Source organism: Flavobacterium labens, from assembly GCF_048286755.1.
GTDB lineage: Bacteria > Bacteroidota > Bacteroidia > Flavobacteriales > Flavobacteriaceae > Flavobacterium.
Map to the genome: position 1 here is coordinate 1 of NZ_JBLVPL010000011.1, position 16,745 is coordinate 16,745.

General features: G+C 33.4%; 14 protein-coding genes. 5 read left to right on the top strand and 9 right to left on the bottom strand.

Translation table 11 applies throughout. From position 1 onward, the window contains the following. Window positions 1–1,122, bottom strand: a 1,122-nt coding sequence (locus ACNQF8_RS15155) for an Ig-like domain-containing protein (RefSeq protein ID WP_417983542.1), incomplete at its 3' end; no start/stop codon positions are given. Between the two features lie 412 nt (window positions 1,123–1,534). Further along, window positions 1,535–3,382 carry a CocE/NonD family hydrolase gene (locus ACNQF8_RS15160; protein WP_417953916.1) on the bottom strand — a complete coding sequence of 616 codons (1,848 nt, stop codon included), beginning with the start codon at window positions 3,380–3,382 and terminating at the stop codon, window positions 1,535–1,537. A gap of 581 nt (window positions 3,383–3,963) precedes the next feature. Here ACNQF8_RS15160 and ACNQF8_RS15165 point away from each other — a divergent pair. Then, entirely contained in the window at window positions 3,964–4,398 is a 435-nt protein-coding gene (locus tag ACNQF8_RS15165) for a GNAT family N-acetyltransferase (RefSeq protein WP_417952723.1), read from the top strand. A 36-nt stretch (window positions 4,399–4,434) separates the two neighbouring features. Next, complete coding sequence (locus ACNQF8_RS15170; RefSeq protein ID WP_417952722.1) at window positions 4,435–5,508, top strand: alanine/ornithine racemase family PLP-dependent enzyme; 1,074 nt, start codon at window positions 4,435–4,437, stop codon at window positions 5,506–5,508. Window positions 5,509–5,671: 163 nt separating this feature from the next. On the opposite strand, the gene ACNQF8_RS15175 is transcribed toward ACNQF8_RS15170, so the two are convergent. The 3 genes from ACNQF8_RS15175 to ACNQF8_RS15185 are packed head-to-tail and all read right to left on the bottom strand — an operon-like array spanning window position 5,672 to window position 10,329. Further along, window positions 5,672–7,705: a protein-disulfide reductase DsbD family protein gene (locus tag ACNQF8_RS15175; RefSeq protein WP_417953915.1), complete on the bottom strand. Its 2,034-nt coding sequence runs from the start codon at window positions 7,703–7,705 to the stop codon at window positions 5,672–5,674. Beyond that, a complete protein-coding gene (tilS, locus tag ACNQF8_RS15180) occupies window positions 7,705–9,015 on the bottom strand; it encodes a tRNA lysidine(34) synthetase TilS (protein ID WP_417953914.1) in 1,311 nt (436 codons plus the stop codon). Before tilS ends, ACNQF8_RS15175 begins: the two co-directional genes overlap by 1 nt. 27 nt (window positions 9,016–9,042) lie before the next feature. Continuing rightward, entirely contained in the window at window positions 9,043–10,329 is a 1,287-nt protein-coding gene (locus ACNQF8_RS15185) for an anthranilate synthase component I family protein (protein ID WP_417953913.1), read from the bottom strand. Between the two features lie 142 nt (window positions 10,330–10,471). Between ACNQF8_RS15185 and ACNQF8_RS15190 the strand changes: the two genes are divergently transcribed. Both ACNQF8_RS15190 and ACNQF8_RS15195 read left to right on the top strand, forming a co-directional pair. Then, on the top strand, window positions 10,472–10,876 hold the full coding sequence (locus ACNQF8_RS15190; RefSeq protein WP_417952718.1) for a VOC family protein: 405 nt from the start codon (window positions 10,472–10,474) through the stop codon (window positions 10,874–10,876). Between the two features lie 38 nt (window positions 10,877–10,914). Further along, window positions 10,915–11,295, top strand: coding sequence for a DoxX family membrane protein (locus ACNQF8_RS15195; RefSeq protein WP_315212157.1), 381 nt, complete (start codon window positions 10,915–10,917; stop codon window positions 11,293–11,295). 62 nt (window positions 11,296–11,357) lie between these two features. Here ACNQF8_RS15195 and ACNQF8_RS15200 read toward each other — a convergent pair whose 3' ends face one another. The 4 genes from ACNQF8_RS15200 to ACNQF8_RS15215 form a co-directional block, all read right to left on the bottom strand. Then, window positions 11,358–12,209, bottom strand: coding sequence for an IS3 family transposase (locus tag ACNQF8_RS15200; protein WP_417953912.1), 852 nt, complete (start codon window positions 12,207–12,209; stop codon window positions 11,358–11,360). A 14-nt stretch (window positions 12,210–12,223) separates the two neighbouring features. Then, window positions 12,224–12,448, bottom strand: a complete 225-nt coding sequence (locus ACNQF8_RS15205) for a hypothetical protein (RefSeq protein ID WP_417952716.1) — start codon at window positions 12,446–12,448, stop codon at window positions 12,224–12,226. Window positions 12,449–12,764: 316 nt separating this feature from the next. Continuing rightward, a complete protein-coding gene (gene lpdA, locus ACNQF8_RS15210) occupies window positions 12,765–14,168 on the bottom strand; it encodes a dihydrolipoyl dehydrogenase (protein WP_417952715.1) in 1,404 nt (467 codons plus the stop codon). A gap of 151 nt (window positions 14,169–14,319) precedes the next feature. Further along, the gene (locus tag ACNQF8_RS15215; RefSeq protein ID WP_417952714.1) at window positions 14,320–14,778 is read right to left on the bottom strand and encodes an Lrp/AsnC family transcriptional regulator; all 459 of its coding nucleotides are present in this window, start codon (window positions 14,776–14,778) and stop codon (window positions 14,320–14,322) included. A 277-nt stretch (window positions 14,779–15,055) separates the two neighbouring features. Here ACNQF8_RS15215 and ACNQF8_RS15220 point away from each other — a divergent pair, with 277 nt between their 5' ends. Next, the gene (locus tag ACNQF8_RS15220; RefSeq protein ID WP_417952713.1) at window positions 15,056–16,282 is read left to right on the top strand and encodes an aminotransferase class I/II-fold pyridoxal phosphate-dependent enzyme; all 1,227 of its coding nucleotides are present in this window, start codon (window positions 15,056–15,058) and stop codon (window positions 16,280–16,282) included. Window positions 16,283–16,745: the final 463 nt, after the last annotated feature.

Below are 16,745 nucleotides of genomic sequence, written 5' to 3' on the forward strand. Positions count from 1 at the left end.
TGGGGTTAAACTCAAACCACCTGCGCCTGTAACACTAACGGTAGCTGGCTCAATAGCCGATCCAGTATAAGTAAACGGAGCGCCAGTGATAGTTACAACCGTTGTTGTTGCGGCTTTACTTATAACTAAATTTCCTGTTCCTAATGCTGCAGAATAATTCGTAGTATTTGCAATACTTGCACCAACTTCATTAGCATGAGTCCCGGCATTTTTTACTGCTACAGGTATTGAAACAAACGGAACAACTAAGGTTGCTACACCCAAGGCATCAGTATTAGCAAAACCAACGGCAGTTCCATTTAAAGTGAAATTAATTGTCAATCCAGCAACATTTAAATTTGTTGTTGCTTTTAAACCAACATTTCCTCCGTAAACTCCATATCCTGAAACTGCTGAAAAGGATGTATTAGCTTTTGCTACCGTAAAATTTATTGAGACATTTTTACTCGCGTAAGGGTTATTACTTGGATCTCCTGCAAAATCCGCTTTTAATTTAGTAGTTCCTGATGTGTAGCTTCCTGGTGCTAGAGAAATACTTACAGTAGAGCTTGCAATACCATTAGCATTAGTTATACCAGTTCCTAATGGTGTTCCACCACCACTAAAGGTTATGGTTTTGCCTGGTATTGGGTTGCCATTACCTACATAAGTTGGAGGCGACCCAGTACCATTTTGGGTAAGTTTACTTGATATAGTTACAATTGATCCATAAACAAACGCCGAGTCAGGATTGGGATCGGTTAAGCTTGTATTTGCATCCGTAAAATTCCTCGTTGCAACTAATCCTGAGGTCTGACCTGTAGCTGTTAGCAAAAAGGCAACTCCAATATGGTTGATTTTTATTAAAAACTGATTATTATATATATTACCGCTGGAGTCTGCCACTGCGGTCATATCATGCGGTAGAAGACATGTTGCTGGCTTAGGCGTTTCATCAAAATGCAACGTTACGGTTTCGCCTGGCGCCCATCCAGTTCCTGTAATAATCACATACTCACCGGGAGCATAATCATCTTTGTCGGTAGTAACCGTAGCTTGACCAAAAGCAGCTTCTGCAAAAAATAAATTTGCAATTAAAAAAACAATCGTTAAAAAATGTGATTTGAGTAAAAATGTTTTCATATTTATTGAATTAAAATAATAAAATAACGAATACTATATGCCTTACTATAAAATGCAGAACCAATAGAATAATATCTCTATTGCTTTTAAATTTTTATAACAAAAAACAACATTACAATTGTCTAATTTCCAAAAACTTATATACTAAATTATATAATTAAGAATACATTAATCTTATTTTTAATACATTTTCGATTAAAGGAATAAAAAAAACTACCAACTACATCTTTTATGTTTTTTTAGAAGAAATAAAAAAAATAATTAAAAACATACGCCACTTTTAGAACTGTTTTATATTTAATTATTAAAATTCAATGAAACTAATTGAAGAAAATTTCGGTAGAATTTATAAATAAAAAAAGGCTGCCTTTACAGACAGCCTCATTTGAATTTTAATATTTCTAGTAACTTTTTATTTTAAAACTGTGAACTCAATTTTTGAATCATTATAAATTCTATGAGTTTGCTTTTGGAAATCCTCTGGTTTAGCATAAAATATATTATCAACAAACGTTTGTGAATTCAAATCAATAAACGGGAACCAAGTACTTTGAACCTGAATCTGTATTTTATGTCCTTTTTTGAATGTATGAAAAACATCTTGCAACTTTATATTTACAGGTGTTTTCTCATTAGCAACAAAAGGCTCAGGTTTTGAAAAACTATTTCTGAAACGTCCTCTCATAACCTCACTACGAACCATCATGTGATAATTACTCATTTTCAAATAAGGAGCAACCTCTTTTGTCTCTGGTTCGTCATTAGGGAATACGTCAACAACTTTTACAATCCAGTCCGCATCTGTTCCTGTAGTAGAAACTTGTAATTTAGCCAATATTTCTCCTGCTAATGTGGTATCGTCAGTCAAAACCTCGGTTTCAAAAACAATCACATCTGGACGTCTCGCAGCAAAACGCTGATCATCCGTCATATATTTCCTTGGTGTAAGACCCGCTTGTTTGATATCTTCAGAATAAGGAACCGGTTTTTTAGGGTCACTAATGAATTCTTCAAAAGAAATATTTCTCTTAGCCATTTTTGTCAATTGACTTCCTTGCAAAAAGAAATCTTGTTTTTCAGTATTTTGAGGAGGCCAATTTTCATAGGTCTTCCACTCTTTTCTTCCAGTATCAAAAACATAGGCTTCTGGTAATTTATTTTCACCTTTACCATTATTTTTTAAGAAATGACGGAAGAAATTAGCTTCAATATTTTTTTGATAATAACCTGAAATACTGTCTCCAAAATTTATATTACCAATCACTTGTTTTGCTGAATTTCTAGCCCAATCACCATGGCTCCAAGGCCCCATAACGATTGTGTTGTAGTTTTTACTACTCTTTTCAATGGTAGTGTAGGTATTTAATGGACCATATAAATCTTCGGCATCAAACCAACCTCCTACAGTCATTACCGCTGGTTTAATATTGTTCAAATGTTGTAAAATTCCACGTTTTTGCCAAAAATCATCATAGCTAGAATGGTCTTTCAGCTGTTGCCAAAATTCGTCTTCTTTACCGTAATATTTATCTAAATTAGATAATGGACCCGCATCCAGGAAAAACTGATAATCATCATTTGTCCCAGTATTCGTAAATTTATACCAAGGTTCCGTAGTACGCTTTGTTTTTTGAGGTCCAAATAATGGCGTTACTTTCCAATAACTCAACAAATAGGCTCCATTATGATGAAAATCATCGAAAAAGAAATCGGCTATACACGCTTGAGGTGAAACTGCTTTCAAAGCTGGATGATTGCTCAACAAAGAATACGTAGCGTAAAATCCGGGATATGAAATTCCCCAAGTTCCAACATTTCCGTTGTTATTAGCCACATTTTTAACCAACCAATCTATCGTATCATAAGTATCCGAAGCTTCATCGGTATCTTTTTTTCCTTTTTTATTTGGAATAAAACCACGCATATTATCGTATAATCCATCACTCATGAACCTGCCACGAACATCTTGATAAACCACAATATATCCTTCTTTCATCATCGTTTCGTTGGGAGAAATACTTCTTTTGAGCTGACCTTCTCCATAAGGACCTGAATTATAAGGCGTTCTTTGCATTATAATCGGATATTTTTTAGAAATATCTTTGGGAGTGTAAATAGAAGTAAATAATTCTGCACCGTCGCGCATTTTTATATGTACTTCTTTTTTAGTGTAATTTTCAGAAACATAATTTACTTTATTGTCTTGGGCAAACAGAACTGCACCAATAAAAAAAAGAGAAATACTAAGTAGTTTTTTCATGAATTTTTTGAGTTAAAATAGTTTTTAAAGATAAAAAATCTCTTTTGAATAAAATATCCTTATTTCAACTTTTTTTAAATTCAGAAATCGAGTATAATTATATGGAGAGTAGAAATTTACACTGTCATAATAGCTAATTATGTTCAAACCTTTCACACCTAAGGTTCATTCATTTGTGTATTCAAAATAGCAACTTTTCCTACCAGATAATCCTTTGTCTTTGCATTGAATTATTTACATTATCAACTTATAAAAGGATTTTTTTCACTTATAAAAAAGGCGTTTTACCCATTTTAAGAGCTATTTTCAGATAATTCGCCTTATATTTGTAAAACACCAAATTATTTTTTGTAGTTATTAAAGTCACTTTTTGTGCACTTTTAACCCAAAATTAAATCCCTTATTTCAGAAATCATTCTGAAAAAATCATCTTTTTTTTGTAGTTTACTACATCATCGCCTTTTGGAAAAATTCCATTTACAGGCTATTAATTAACCTAAAAAAATAATACTATTTGATTTTCTATTTAGAAAAATCATTAGCATGGCTACAGCTCATATTTAACACTAAATTACTTTTAAATGGAATTCAAACAAATTAATGACACTACCGGAGAAGATACAATATACACCAATAAAATTATAGCACTTTTCCTTTATACCCATTTAGAACAATATGGCGACACTATTGAAGACATTCAAAAATGTATTGATTATGTCATGAATCCTGACAAAGGAGGCAATATTGTTGTGGGAATCGAGGAACAGAAAATCGTAGGTGTTGTTATTTTAAACAACACTGGAATGAAAGATTACATTCCAGAAAATATTTTGGTTTACATCGCTGTAAACAATAGCCAACGCGGAAAGGGTTTTGGAAAACAGTTGATGCAAAAAGCCATATCAATTGCCGAAGGAAATATTGCACTGCATGTAGAACCTGATAATCCTGCCCAAAAACTATACGAAAGTTTAGGTTTTACTAATAAATACCTGGAAATGAGACTGACTAAATAGTTCGGTCTTCAAACAACTTGTTTTAAATCATCAGAAATGGCTTTTATAAAATTATATCGAAAAAAATTACAGGAAAACTATCAGTTTTTAGATGAAACATTTAAATCTAGAAACATCCAATGGGGCGTTGTTTCTAAACTTTTATGCGGAAATAAAATTTACCTTAGAGAAATCATTGCTTTAGGAGTGCGTGAAATTCATGATTCCAGGGTGAGTAATTTAAAAAAAATTAAAGCACTGGATCCTGAAATTCAAACTGTCTATATAAAACCACCTGCAAAACGAAGTATTGAAAGCATTGTTAAGTATGCCGATATTAGTTTTAATACTGAAATCTATACCATACAACTACTTTCAGATGAAGCGGTGAAGCAAAATAAGACACATAAAATCATCATCATGATTGAAATGGGAGACCTTCGCGAAGGCGTTATGGGGGAGGAATTGATAGACTTTTATGGTACGATTCTAAAAATGCCAAATATCGAAATCTCTGGTATCGGGACGAATTTTAATTGCCTCAGCGGTGTAATGCCAACGCAGGACAAGCTAATTCAATTGAGTTTATACAAGCAATTAATTGAAGCTAAATTCAATATCAATATTCCGTTCGTTTCCGGAGGAACTTCGGTTACAATACCATTACTTCTAAAAAATGCCCGACCAATGGCCGTGAATCACTTCCGAATAGGAGAAGCACTCTTTTTTGGGAAAGACTTGTTTACTGGAAATACTATTGAAGGAATGCACCATGATGTTTTCAAATTATATGCTGAAATCATCGAAATTACTGAAAAGCCGAATACGCCAACAGGTGAATTAGGAGAAAATGTAGCGGGAAATTCGTTCTCAATGAATGATGTCAACGATTTGGGAATTACTTCTCTGCGAGCTATTCTAGATATTGGCTTACTTGATATGCAACCACAATACATCGAATCAGATGATACAGATATTACTATTGTAGATGCCAGTTCTGACATGTTGGTTATCGATATTTCTAATTCTAAAAAAACGTATAAGATTGGAGACTTAGTTGCTTTTCAAATACGCTATATGGGCGCTTTGTATCTTTTAAATTCTGATTATATCGAAAAAATAATTGAATAAAAGTCATTAGTATTTATTTACAGTAGTGAAATATTTTAACTGACTTAACAATGATTCCATATACAAATATGTGCCAAGTTTAAAAAAATTGCACTAATTTCCAAAGATTACTTCTTAGAAATTAGTGCAATTTATGTTTACTGTTTTGTCCACATGCTACGCTTTATTTAGCCTTTTTAAATCGAGTAATTCCTTCTCTCAACCAGCCTTTATAAGCATTAATATCCGAGTTATAACTTTCCGGTTTAACTGACAACATATTTTCTTCTACATCTATAACAATGTAATACGGTTGCGCGTTGGCTTTGTATCTTGTAATTTGGAAATCACTCCATTTATTCCCTACACTTACAATTTCTTTACCCGTTTCTTTAGATACATATTGCTCATTTTTGGGTAATTCTCTTTTATCATCGACATACAAAGAGATTAAAACCACTTCGTCTTGTAAAATTTTTAGAATAGCAGGATCAGACCAAACATAATCTTCCATTTTTCTGCAATTCACACAAGCATATCCTGTAAAATCAAGCAAAATGGGTTTGTTAACTGACTTGGCATAAGCCAATCCCTTTTCATAATCCTCAAAAGCGATAAGATCGTGTGGTCCTAAGTGTGCACCTTCCGGCAAAACTTGAGCTGATGCATTCGAACCACCTTTAGAGTTTCCTACTCCGTATGGACTTTCACTATACGTCATTGGAGGCGGGAAACCAGAAATTAATTTCAATGGTGCTCCCCAAATTCCGGGAATCAAATAGATGGTAAAAGCCAAAATAACCAATCCAAAAGACAATCTTCCTACTGATATATGACTCATCGGGCTATCATGCGGAAGCGTAATTTTCCCAAATAAATAGAATGCTAAAGTTCCAAAAATAGCAATCCAAATTGCCAAGAAAACTTCTCTTTCCAAGAAATGCAATTGCAAAACCAAATCCGCATTTGACAAAAATTTGAATGCCAAAGCTAATTCTAAAAACCCTAAAACGACTTTAACCGTATTCAACCAACCGCCAGATTTTGGCAACGAATTCAACCAACCCGGGAACATGGCAAATAACATAAATGGTAAGGCTAAAGCCAATGAAAATCCGAACATTCCAACAATTGGCGCAATTCCGCCTTTTGACGCAGCTTCTACTAAAAGTGTTCCTACGATTGGTCCGGTACACGAAAAAGATACAATTGCTAATGCCAAAGCCATGAATAAAATTCCAATTATTCCGCCTCTATCCGCTTGATTATCGACTTTGTTTGCCCAAGAATTTGGTAACATAATCTCAAAAGCTCCTAAAAATGAAGCCGCAAAAGTGACTAACAAAACAAAGAAAATAATATTAAACCAAACATTCGTAGACAACGCATTCAATGCATCCGCACCAAAAATCCAAGTCACTAAGAATCCTAAAACAACATATATGAAGATGATTGCAATTCCATAAATAATGGCATTTCTAATTCCTTTTGCTTTTGTTTTGCTTTGTTTGGTAAAAAAACTGACCGTCATAGGAATCATCGGGAAGACACAAGGCGTAAGCAATGCGGCAAATCCAGATAAAAAAGCAATAAAGAAAATAGACCATAATCCTCTTTGCTTGGAAGGTTTGGTATCCAGAACGGGAACTTTTTCAGCCGTAACAGCTTGTTCATTATTTACATCTGTATTTGCCATAGCAGTGTCAACTTTAGCTGTATCTATTGTAGTCAAATCTGATGCTGCAGTAGGTAATTCCGCTGTTTTTGCAGTGGCAGGAATGGTAAACGTAAAACTCTTCTCTAAATTGATACACGCTTCTTTACAAACCTGATAATTCAAATTGACTTCAATTTTTGTAATCTTTGGGTTTGTAATCGTGATTTCCTGTTGAATTTGAGCTTTTTTCTCAAAGTACGTTTCGTTCACATCAAAAACATCATTGAAAGCAGTTGTGGTTTTGCTTTCTTTGGCTTTGCCCACTAAATTAAAGTTTCCTTTTTGATTTTTGAAAATAATTTCCAAAGGCAAAGATCCGCCGTCAGTAGTAAATTGAGAATATAAATGCCAATCTTTTTCTATGATGGCATTAAAAGTAAGAATATAATTATTCTCAGATTTCTTTTCTATTTTGGTGGTCCATTTTGCAGGATCAAGAATTTGGGCATATCCATTCGCAAAAGCCAAAAAAGCAATAAGTATAAATAGTAGTTTCTTCATTATTCTAATTGTATTTTAAGTATATTCTTTGTTGTATTCTCTATTCTAAAACGTTCATCCTGACGAAGACCAATAATCCAAACTATTTGATCATTCGAACATAAAAGCCACGAATTTTCTTTTTCTAGCAAGGATAATTTTTCATCTTTAAAAAGCTTGCTCACTTTTTTAGATTTACCATCCATCCCAAAAGGCTGAAAACTATCGCCCTCATTCCAGTGGCGTAAAACTAAAGGAAATTGCAGTTTATCAGCGTCAACAAAGATAGCTGAGTTCATTGTTAAACTAATGTCCGCTACTTTACAAAACGTAAGATTTAAGGGAATATTAACTTCTTTTTGATTTTCATCAATTGCATATTCCTCCTTTTCATTTACGAAATTTATTGAGCTTAAGATTAAAGAATCTCTATCTTTCAATAATCTATATTCTGGCGAAAAAACGTATTTGCCAGATTGGCTTTCGACCAAATCATAAATATCATCCCAAGCCGAAAATCCAAATTCTTTCAGCCATTGATGTAAATACGATTTGTAATTGGGTAATTTTTTTAATTTTTTTAAATCAAAATAAATAGTATCCTCCTCCTGTTTAGCCACTTGTTGATAAATCATAATAGATGCATCTTCGACCATCACTTGCGCTTCTTGCAAATAGGTTTGCGTTTTATGAAACGAAGAAAGAAAATTGGGATTCAATTCCTTTAACATCGGAACCAAATGATGGCGAATTTTATTTCGAAGGTATTTATCTGATGCATTGCTGCTGTCTTCACGCCATTGAATGTTATTTAATTTGGCATATTCTTCCATTTCTTCTTGGCTAAATGCCAAAAGCGGACGAATTACTCTATCGTTTTGTTCCGGAATTCCTGTCAAACCTTCTAATCCAGTTCCACGACTCAAATTGATTAGGAACGTTTCCAGATTATCATCGGCATGATGTGCCGTAAGAATATAATCGAATTTTTCAGTTTCTAATAATTCATAAAACCAGTTATATCGCAACTCACGAGCGGCAACTTGCGTAGAAACTTTATAATCTTCTGCGAAAGCTTTAGTATCAAATTGTGTTATAAATACCGGAATATCATTTGCAGAAGCATATTCCTGGACAAAATTTTGGTCTCCAAAACTTTCCAATCCGCGCAATTGAAAATTACAATGTACTATTCCTATTTTATAATCCAATTGCTGAAACAAATGCACCATTACCATGCTGTCTTTCCCGCCACTTGTGGCCAGAAGGATTTTTTTTCCGCTCAAGAACTGGAAATTATGAAGAAGATGGTTTTGGAATTTCTGTAGCATGTTCAAATTTAATTAATTCGTTTGGATTTAACTTAAAACTTCTCGCATCGCTTTTGCTTTAAGCAAACATTCCTCATATTCATTTTCAGGAATGGATTGTGAAGTGATGGCACTTCCAACTGAAAAAGAAACGTATTTTTTTTCTTGATTGTACAAAATGCTTCGGATAACTACATTAAAATCAAAATCACCGTTTGGTGTAAAATAGCCCACGGCGCCGCTATACAATCCGCGTTTTGTTTCTTCCAACTGTTCAATGATTTTCATCACCGAAATTTTTGGTGCTCCAGTCATACTTCCCATCGGGAAAGTGGTCTTCAAAACATCAACAATCGAATATTGCACATCTAATTTTGACGTTACAGTAGAAATCATTTGATGTACTTGCAAAAAAGAGTAAATTTTGCATAACTCTTGTACTTCAACTGATCCTTTTTGTGCGGTTCGAGACAAATCATTCCGCACTAAATCCGTTATCATAATATTTTCGGCTCGTTCTTTTGGATCTAAAGCCAATTGCATTTTCGATTTTTCATCTTCGATTGGGTCTAAAAATCGTTTCGCAGTTCCTTTAATCGGTTGCGAAATAATACGTTCTCCTTCTTTCCTTAAATAACGTTCCGGTGTCGCCGAAAGTAAAAAATGCTTGTTGTTTTTAAAAAAAACGGCAAATGGCGGCTGAGAAATTGCGTTGAGTTTTATAAATTTTTCTATAGGATTAATCGTTGCATTTTCAGCAAAAAATTCCATACAAAAATTAGCTTCATATATATCGCCTTGATGAATGTGTTCCAAGACTTTTGAAACTTTTTGAAGATATTTTTTCTTCGGAATCCGTTGTTGAATCGTTACTAATGCTTCTATTTCGACATTTGACTTTCGAATTTTGACAATTTCGCCAAAATCTTCCTCCACTTCATCGTCACACATATTGAGATATTGAATTTCTATTTGATTCCCTTTCAATAAAAATAACTTCTTAGGTTGAAAGAAATACAAATCCGGAAAATCCAGCCCATCAAAATTGGTAGATTGTAACTGCTCGATATCATTTTTTAAATCATACGATAAATAACCAAAAAGCCAGTCTCTGGTACTTTGCTGGTATTGTTTTAAATCCTCAAAAGCATTGTGATAATCTGTTTTTATTGAAGTAAATGCATCAACGGCAAGAACGCAATCATAACTGGAATAATTTTGTGGATAATGATTACTGTCTAAATAAATGATTTCTCGAAACTGTTGAGACCAAAATAAAAGCTGTTCTTTAAACAGTTTTGGATCAGAAATAGACTTGTAAATTGAAGTTCTCAAAAAGTATTGGTATTTAAAATTCAAAATTACAACAAAAAATAAACCTTCAATAACTGATTATACTAAAATTAGTTTATTTTTTTGTAAATTTGATAGTGCATGATAAATTTAGGATTCTTTTAATCGTCTAATCATTCTCATTATGGCTTCAAAAATTTTCATCAATTTAGCTGTTAAAAACCTAAAAAAATCAATTGATTTTTTTACTAAACTTGGATTTTCTTTCAACCCACAATTTACTGACGAACAGGCCACTTGCATGATTGTTGGAGACAATATTTTTGCGATGCTTGTTATTGAGCAACGATTTAAAGACTTTACCAAAAAAGAAATTTGCAACGCCCATAAAAATACCGAAGTATTAATTGCAATAGATGCTGATAGTAGAGAAAAAGTAGATGAAATGGTAAAAACCGCAGTAGATGCCGGTGGTTCAATTTATATGGAGCCGCAAGATCATGGATGGATGTACGGACATAGTTTTGCCGATTTAGATGGGCATCAATGGGAAATTATGTATATGGATGAAAGTGCAATTCCCCAATAATTATTCTCAAATATGTAACCTCTAAAAAACCATATACTATGAAAATTGCAATTATTATTATCCGAACCTTAATTGGACTTTTGCTTCTTTATGCGTCTGTTAGCTTTTTTCTAAAACTAGCACCAGAACCAGAAGTTACTGGAAATTTCAAAGCTTTTAATGTGGGTTTAGTTGCATCTACTTATTTAATCCCTTTGGCTAAATCAATGGAATTTCTTTGTGGACTATCCTTTATTACTGGACGGTATGTAACATTAGCGAACATCTTAATATTACCAATAACTATAAACATTTTATTTATCAACTTTTTCTTGTCTCCTGAAGGGATACCTGTTGCAGTGTTCTTGTTTTTAGGCAATCTGTTTTTAATTTACAGCCATTGGGAAAACTATAAAGGTTTATTTGTAGCAAAAGGCTAATTAAACTCAACTCATGTCCCGTCCTAAAAAAGCGATACAGATTATTAGATAAAATTAAAATATTAAACAGTAGCAAAGACGTTTTTGCTACTGTTTTTTGTTTTGTAGGTTCTCATATAAATTATACTTTGCGCATGCATTTGTTTGGGAGTTAACATGTAATTAGAATAATGAGGTCTGATTTCATTATAAATAGCAATCGCTTCCTTTACAATTTGGTTTGTTATTTCTGTTGTTTGATTGTATTTATCGATTCTAAATTCTTGTTTTAAAATCCCATTTATTCTCTCTGCTACTGCATTTTCATAGGGGTCTGAATTTTGAGTCATACTGCACAAAACCCCGTTATTAATGAGCTCTTCTTGGTATTGATTAGCACAATATTGCAAACCTCTATCGGAATGATGTATCAATGACAAGCCACAATTCTTTCTCTGTTTAAGCGCCATTTTTAAAGCTATAACACTACTTTGAACATTTAAGTTGTTAGCTATATAATATCCCATTATTTTCTTGGAGTAAGCATCAGTAACCAAACTTAAGTAGCAAGGATTATCTCTTTTTCCGATGTAAGTAATATCAGATACCCAAACTTGTTCTGGTCTGTTTATTTCTAAATTCAGAATTAGATTCTCGTGTTTTCTAAAGCGATGATGCGAGTTGGTTGTTATATGATAAGAACGCTTTGGCTGTATTAGTAAATGATTAGCTCTTAGTATATCGAAGAATTTATCCCTTCCAATTTTCATCAGCTGGAGTTTATTTTGTAGAAGATAATAGAGTTTTCGAGTACCTATTCTAGGCATTGATTTTCTAATAACAACAACCATTGAAACAACCTGTTCAGCCTTGCCTTGCTTAACTCTTTTCCTTCGAATGCTTCGATAATAAACCTGTCTGTCTATCCCGAACAAATAACAGGTAAAGGCTACTGTTTGTTGCTCTTTTTCTTTAAAATCATCGATTGTTCGGGTACAGAGTTTTTTCGGATATCAATATGATATTCTTGTTCAGCTAGATCAATCATCATATCAAACAAGATTGCTTTCTTATCAGCAACAAATGCCTGACGTTCTAAAAAAGCTTTTTGTTTCTCTAAAAGCTTGACTTGAGCTTCTAGTTCCATAATCTTTTGTTCGGGTAATTTTGCCATAGTCAAACAGGTTTGGTTCTCCCAATCAAAGCTACCAAATTTTTTTAGCCATTCTACAACTGTCTTTCTACATTGAATACTATATTTCTTTGTAGCTTCTGTAGTAGTGAGTTGTCCACGCTCTATTTCTTGAACAATTTATAATTTAAAAGACATCGAATAGTCTTTTTGAGTACGCTTTACATAGCGGCTTTCTTGAGGATTTTCCATAACGGTACTTTTTGTGTATCGCTATTTCAGGACTAGACAGCAAAACAAATAAGAAACCCGCTCAATGGAGCGGGTTTCTTTATTTTATAGAAATGCAAGTAACTAATTACACATGTAAAGATCTATTATCAGTTGCTGCTAAAGCTGCTTCTTTTATTGCTTCTGCAAATGTTGGATGTGCATGAGACATTCTTGAAATATCTTCAGCAGATGCTTTAAATTCCATTGCCGTAACCGCTTCAGCAATTAAATCCGCACAACGGGCACCAATCATATGAACTCCGAGAACTTCATCTGTTTTTGCATCAGCAAGAATTTTTACAAATCCGTCTAAATCTCCTCCTGCTCTTGCACGACCTAATGCTTTGAAAGGGAAACTTCCTGATTTATAATCAACACCAGCTGCTTTCAATTGCTCTTCTGTTTGTCCAACAGCAGCCACTTCTGGCCAAGTGTAAACAACACCAGGAATCAAGTTATAATCAATATGTGGTTTTTGACCCGCTAAAATTTCAGCAACCATTGTTCCTTCTTCTTCTGCTTTGTGCGCTAACATTGCTCCACGAACTACATCTCCAATTGCATAAATATTTGGAATATTAGTTTGTAAATGATCGTTTACTTCAACCATTCCTCTATCTGAAATTTTCACTCCTGCTTTATCAGCATTTAATCCATCAGTGTAAGGACGACGTCCTACAGAAACTAATGAATAATCTCCTTCCAGCGTAATGGTTTCTCCTTTTGCATTTTCAGCTTGAACTACAACTCCTTCACCATTTCTTTCAACTGATTTCACTTTGTGTGAAACGTAGAATTTCATGCCTTGTTTTTTCAATACCTTAGTCAATTCTTTAGACAATGAAGCGTCCATTCCGGGAATGATTCTGTCTAAATATTCTACAACAGAAACTTGTGCTCCCAATCGTAAATACACTTGACCTAATTCGATTCCAATAACTCCACCACCAATAATTACTAAATGTTTTGGCACTTCTTTAAGTTTCAAAGCTTCGGTAGAAGTGATGATTCTTTCTTTATCGATTTTGATAAATGGTAAAGAAGAAGGTTTTGAACCTGTAGCAATAATAATATTTTTAGCTTCGATAGTTTCAGAAGTTCCATCCGCTTTTGCAATAGCAACATGTGTAGCATCAACAAATGAACCTAATCCTTCCAGAACTGTAATTTTATTTTTGTCCATTAAAAATTTTACACCACCTGAAGTTTGATCTACAACGGCTTGTTTACGTGCAATCATTTTTTCAAGATTCACTTTTACTTCTCCAGAAAGTTCAATACCGTGATCTGCAAAATGAGCAATTTCACTGTAATGATGAGAGGAAGCAAGCAATGCTTTTGAAGGAATACAACCTACATTCAAGCAAGTTCCTCCAAGAGTGGAATATTTTTCGATTATTGCGGTTTTGAAACCCAACTGTGCGCAACGAATTGCTGATACATATCCGCCTGGTCCAGAACCTATAATGACTACGTCAAATGAATTCATAGTATATTTTTTTATTGTGTTTTTATAAAATGTTGCACAAAATTAAGGAATTAAGTTTTGTTTAAAGTTTAATTCAGAAGGTTTTTTGTTACGAATTTTTAGTAATTAACATTTACTTATCTCTAAATAGCGCTTTAAATCCACGTTTATTCTAAATATCAACAACCGTCGTGTTTTTTACTTCGCTAATCATGAATGTGCTGTGTGTACTTCCAATATGTTGCAAAGTGGTGAGTTTTGTAACCAAAAATTCGCGGTATGCTTCCATATCTTTAACGACTATTTTTAGGATATAATCGTAATCTCCACTTACATGATGGCATTCAATTACTTCCTTAAGTTGTATCACTTCGTTTTCGAATTTAGCGATAAACTCTTTGGTATGCTGAATCAGTTTAAGGTGACAAAAAACAACAAAACCTTTTTCGACTTTCGAACGATTCACTAACACAACATATTTATCGATAATGCCTTCTCTTTCCAGTTTTTTTATGCGCTCGTAAACAGCAGTAACTGAAAGATTAAGTTTTAAGGACAATTCCTTGGTTGTTTTTTTACAGTCTTTTTGTAATAAAAAAAGCAACTTTTTATCTACTAAGTCTAATGTCATTTATATTGAGAATTTGAATTGAAATAAAATCTATATAAATCCTATTTAGGAAGCTAATTTAGAAAATTAAATTACATTTTTTATTTTTTATAGTTTTAAAATCTAATAATAAATAATAGCATTGATTATTAATCTATAACGCTGTTATTTTGAATAGATTTAATCAAGACCGAAATCCCCTAGCCCTGATAGAAGCGGCATCCTTTTACTTTTTCTTTAAAAAGTAAAAGATAAAGCGTATGGCAGGAATAGCTTCAAATAACAATAAAAAATAATTATGAAAAATTTCAATCCCGCAGACAAAATTCAGGATTTACAGTATTTTGGAGAATTTGGTGGTGTAAATCCATCAATTTCAGACTCGTCAACCTATACTTTTCTTTCGGCAAAAACCATGTTCGATACATTTGAAGGTAATATGGAAGGATGCTACTTGTATTCCCGTCATTCTTCACCGAGCAATTTATACTTAGACAAAGCCTTGGCAGCAATGGAAGGAACGGAAACAGCAAACGTTTCAGCATCAGGAATGGGAGCAATTACTCCTACTCTATTGCAGTTGTGTGGAACGGGTGATCACATTGTTTCTAGTAGAACAATTTATGGTGGAACATATGCTTTCTTGAAGAATTTTACGCCTCGATTAGGCATCAAAACGACTTTTGTTGATATCACGAAATTAGACGTTGTGGAAGCTGCAATTACTCATGAAACTAAAGTTTTATATTGCGAAACGGTGAGTAATCCTTTACTGGAAGTTGCTGATATTGAAGGCTTATCAAAAATTGCAAAAAAACACAATTTGAAATTAGTGGTCGATAATACTTTTTCACCATTGTCCGTTTCTCCTGCAAAATTAGGAGCTGATATTGTGATTCACAGTTTGACGAAATACATTAACGGAAGCAGTGATACTGTGGGTGGTGTAACATGTGCATCTCAGGAATTTATCGACAGTTTAAAAAATGTAAATAGCGGCGCAAGCATGTTATTGGGACCAACAATGGATAGCTTACGTTCTGCTAGTGTAATGAAAAACTTACGCACATTACACATCAGAATGAAACAACACAGCCATAATGCGATGTATTTGGCAGAACGCTTTGAAAAAGATGGCCTAAAAACGGTTTATCCAGGTTTAAAAAGCCACCCAAGTCATGAATTGTATTCAGCAATGATAAATCACGAATATGGTTTTGGAGGAATGATGACATTAGACGTAGGCACTTTGGCGAAAGCCAATGCTCTGATGGAATTGATGCAAGCCAAAAATCTTGGGTATCTTGCAGTGAGTTTAGGATTTTATAAGACTTTATTTAGTGCCCCAGGAACTTCAACATCAAGTGAAATTCCTATGGAAGAACAAATAGAAATGGGATTAACTGATGGCTTGATTCGGTTCTCAATCGGTTTAGATAATGACATTGAAAGAACCTATCAAATGATGAAGAAATGCATGATAGAATTAAATGTGCTAACATCAGAATCCGTTTTGGCAGAATAGTATATTTAGTATATAATTTGAAAAAGCAGCAGATTATTTTGCTGCTTTTTTATTACCTATTTTTAGTAATAAAGATTTATTAAGTCAAAAAGGATTGAAACCAATACTATTAGAATATCGAGTACTTATATGCTCATTATTAGATCTAATTAATATCTACATAAATTATTTCTAAATATTTCAAAAAAAATTAAAAAAAAAAAACAATTTGAAATTCAGCAATATACATACAAAACCTAATTTAGACATATAATTTATTTGAACATTCAATCGCTTTTAATTTCTTACTAAACACATAATCTAATACTTATTAAACACAAAAAACCCCGTTAAAAAGAACGGGGTTTTAAAGAAATGCGGCCCATCTATGCATTAGCCAAACACTGGTAGCACTGTAAAACAAAAAACCCCATTCCGATAGGAATAGGGTTTTTCAAAGAAAGGCGACGACATACTCTCCCAC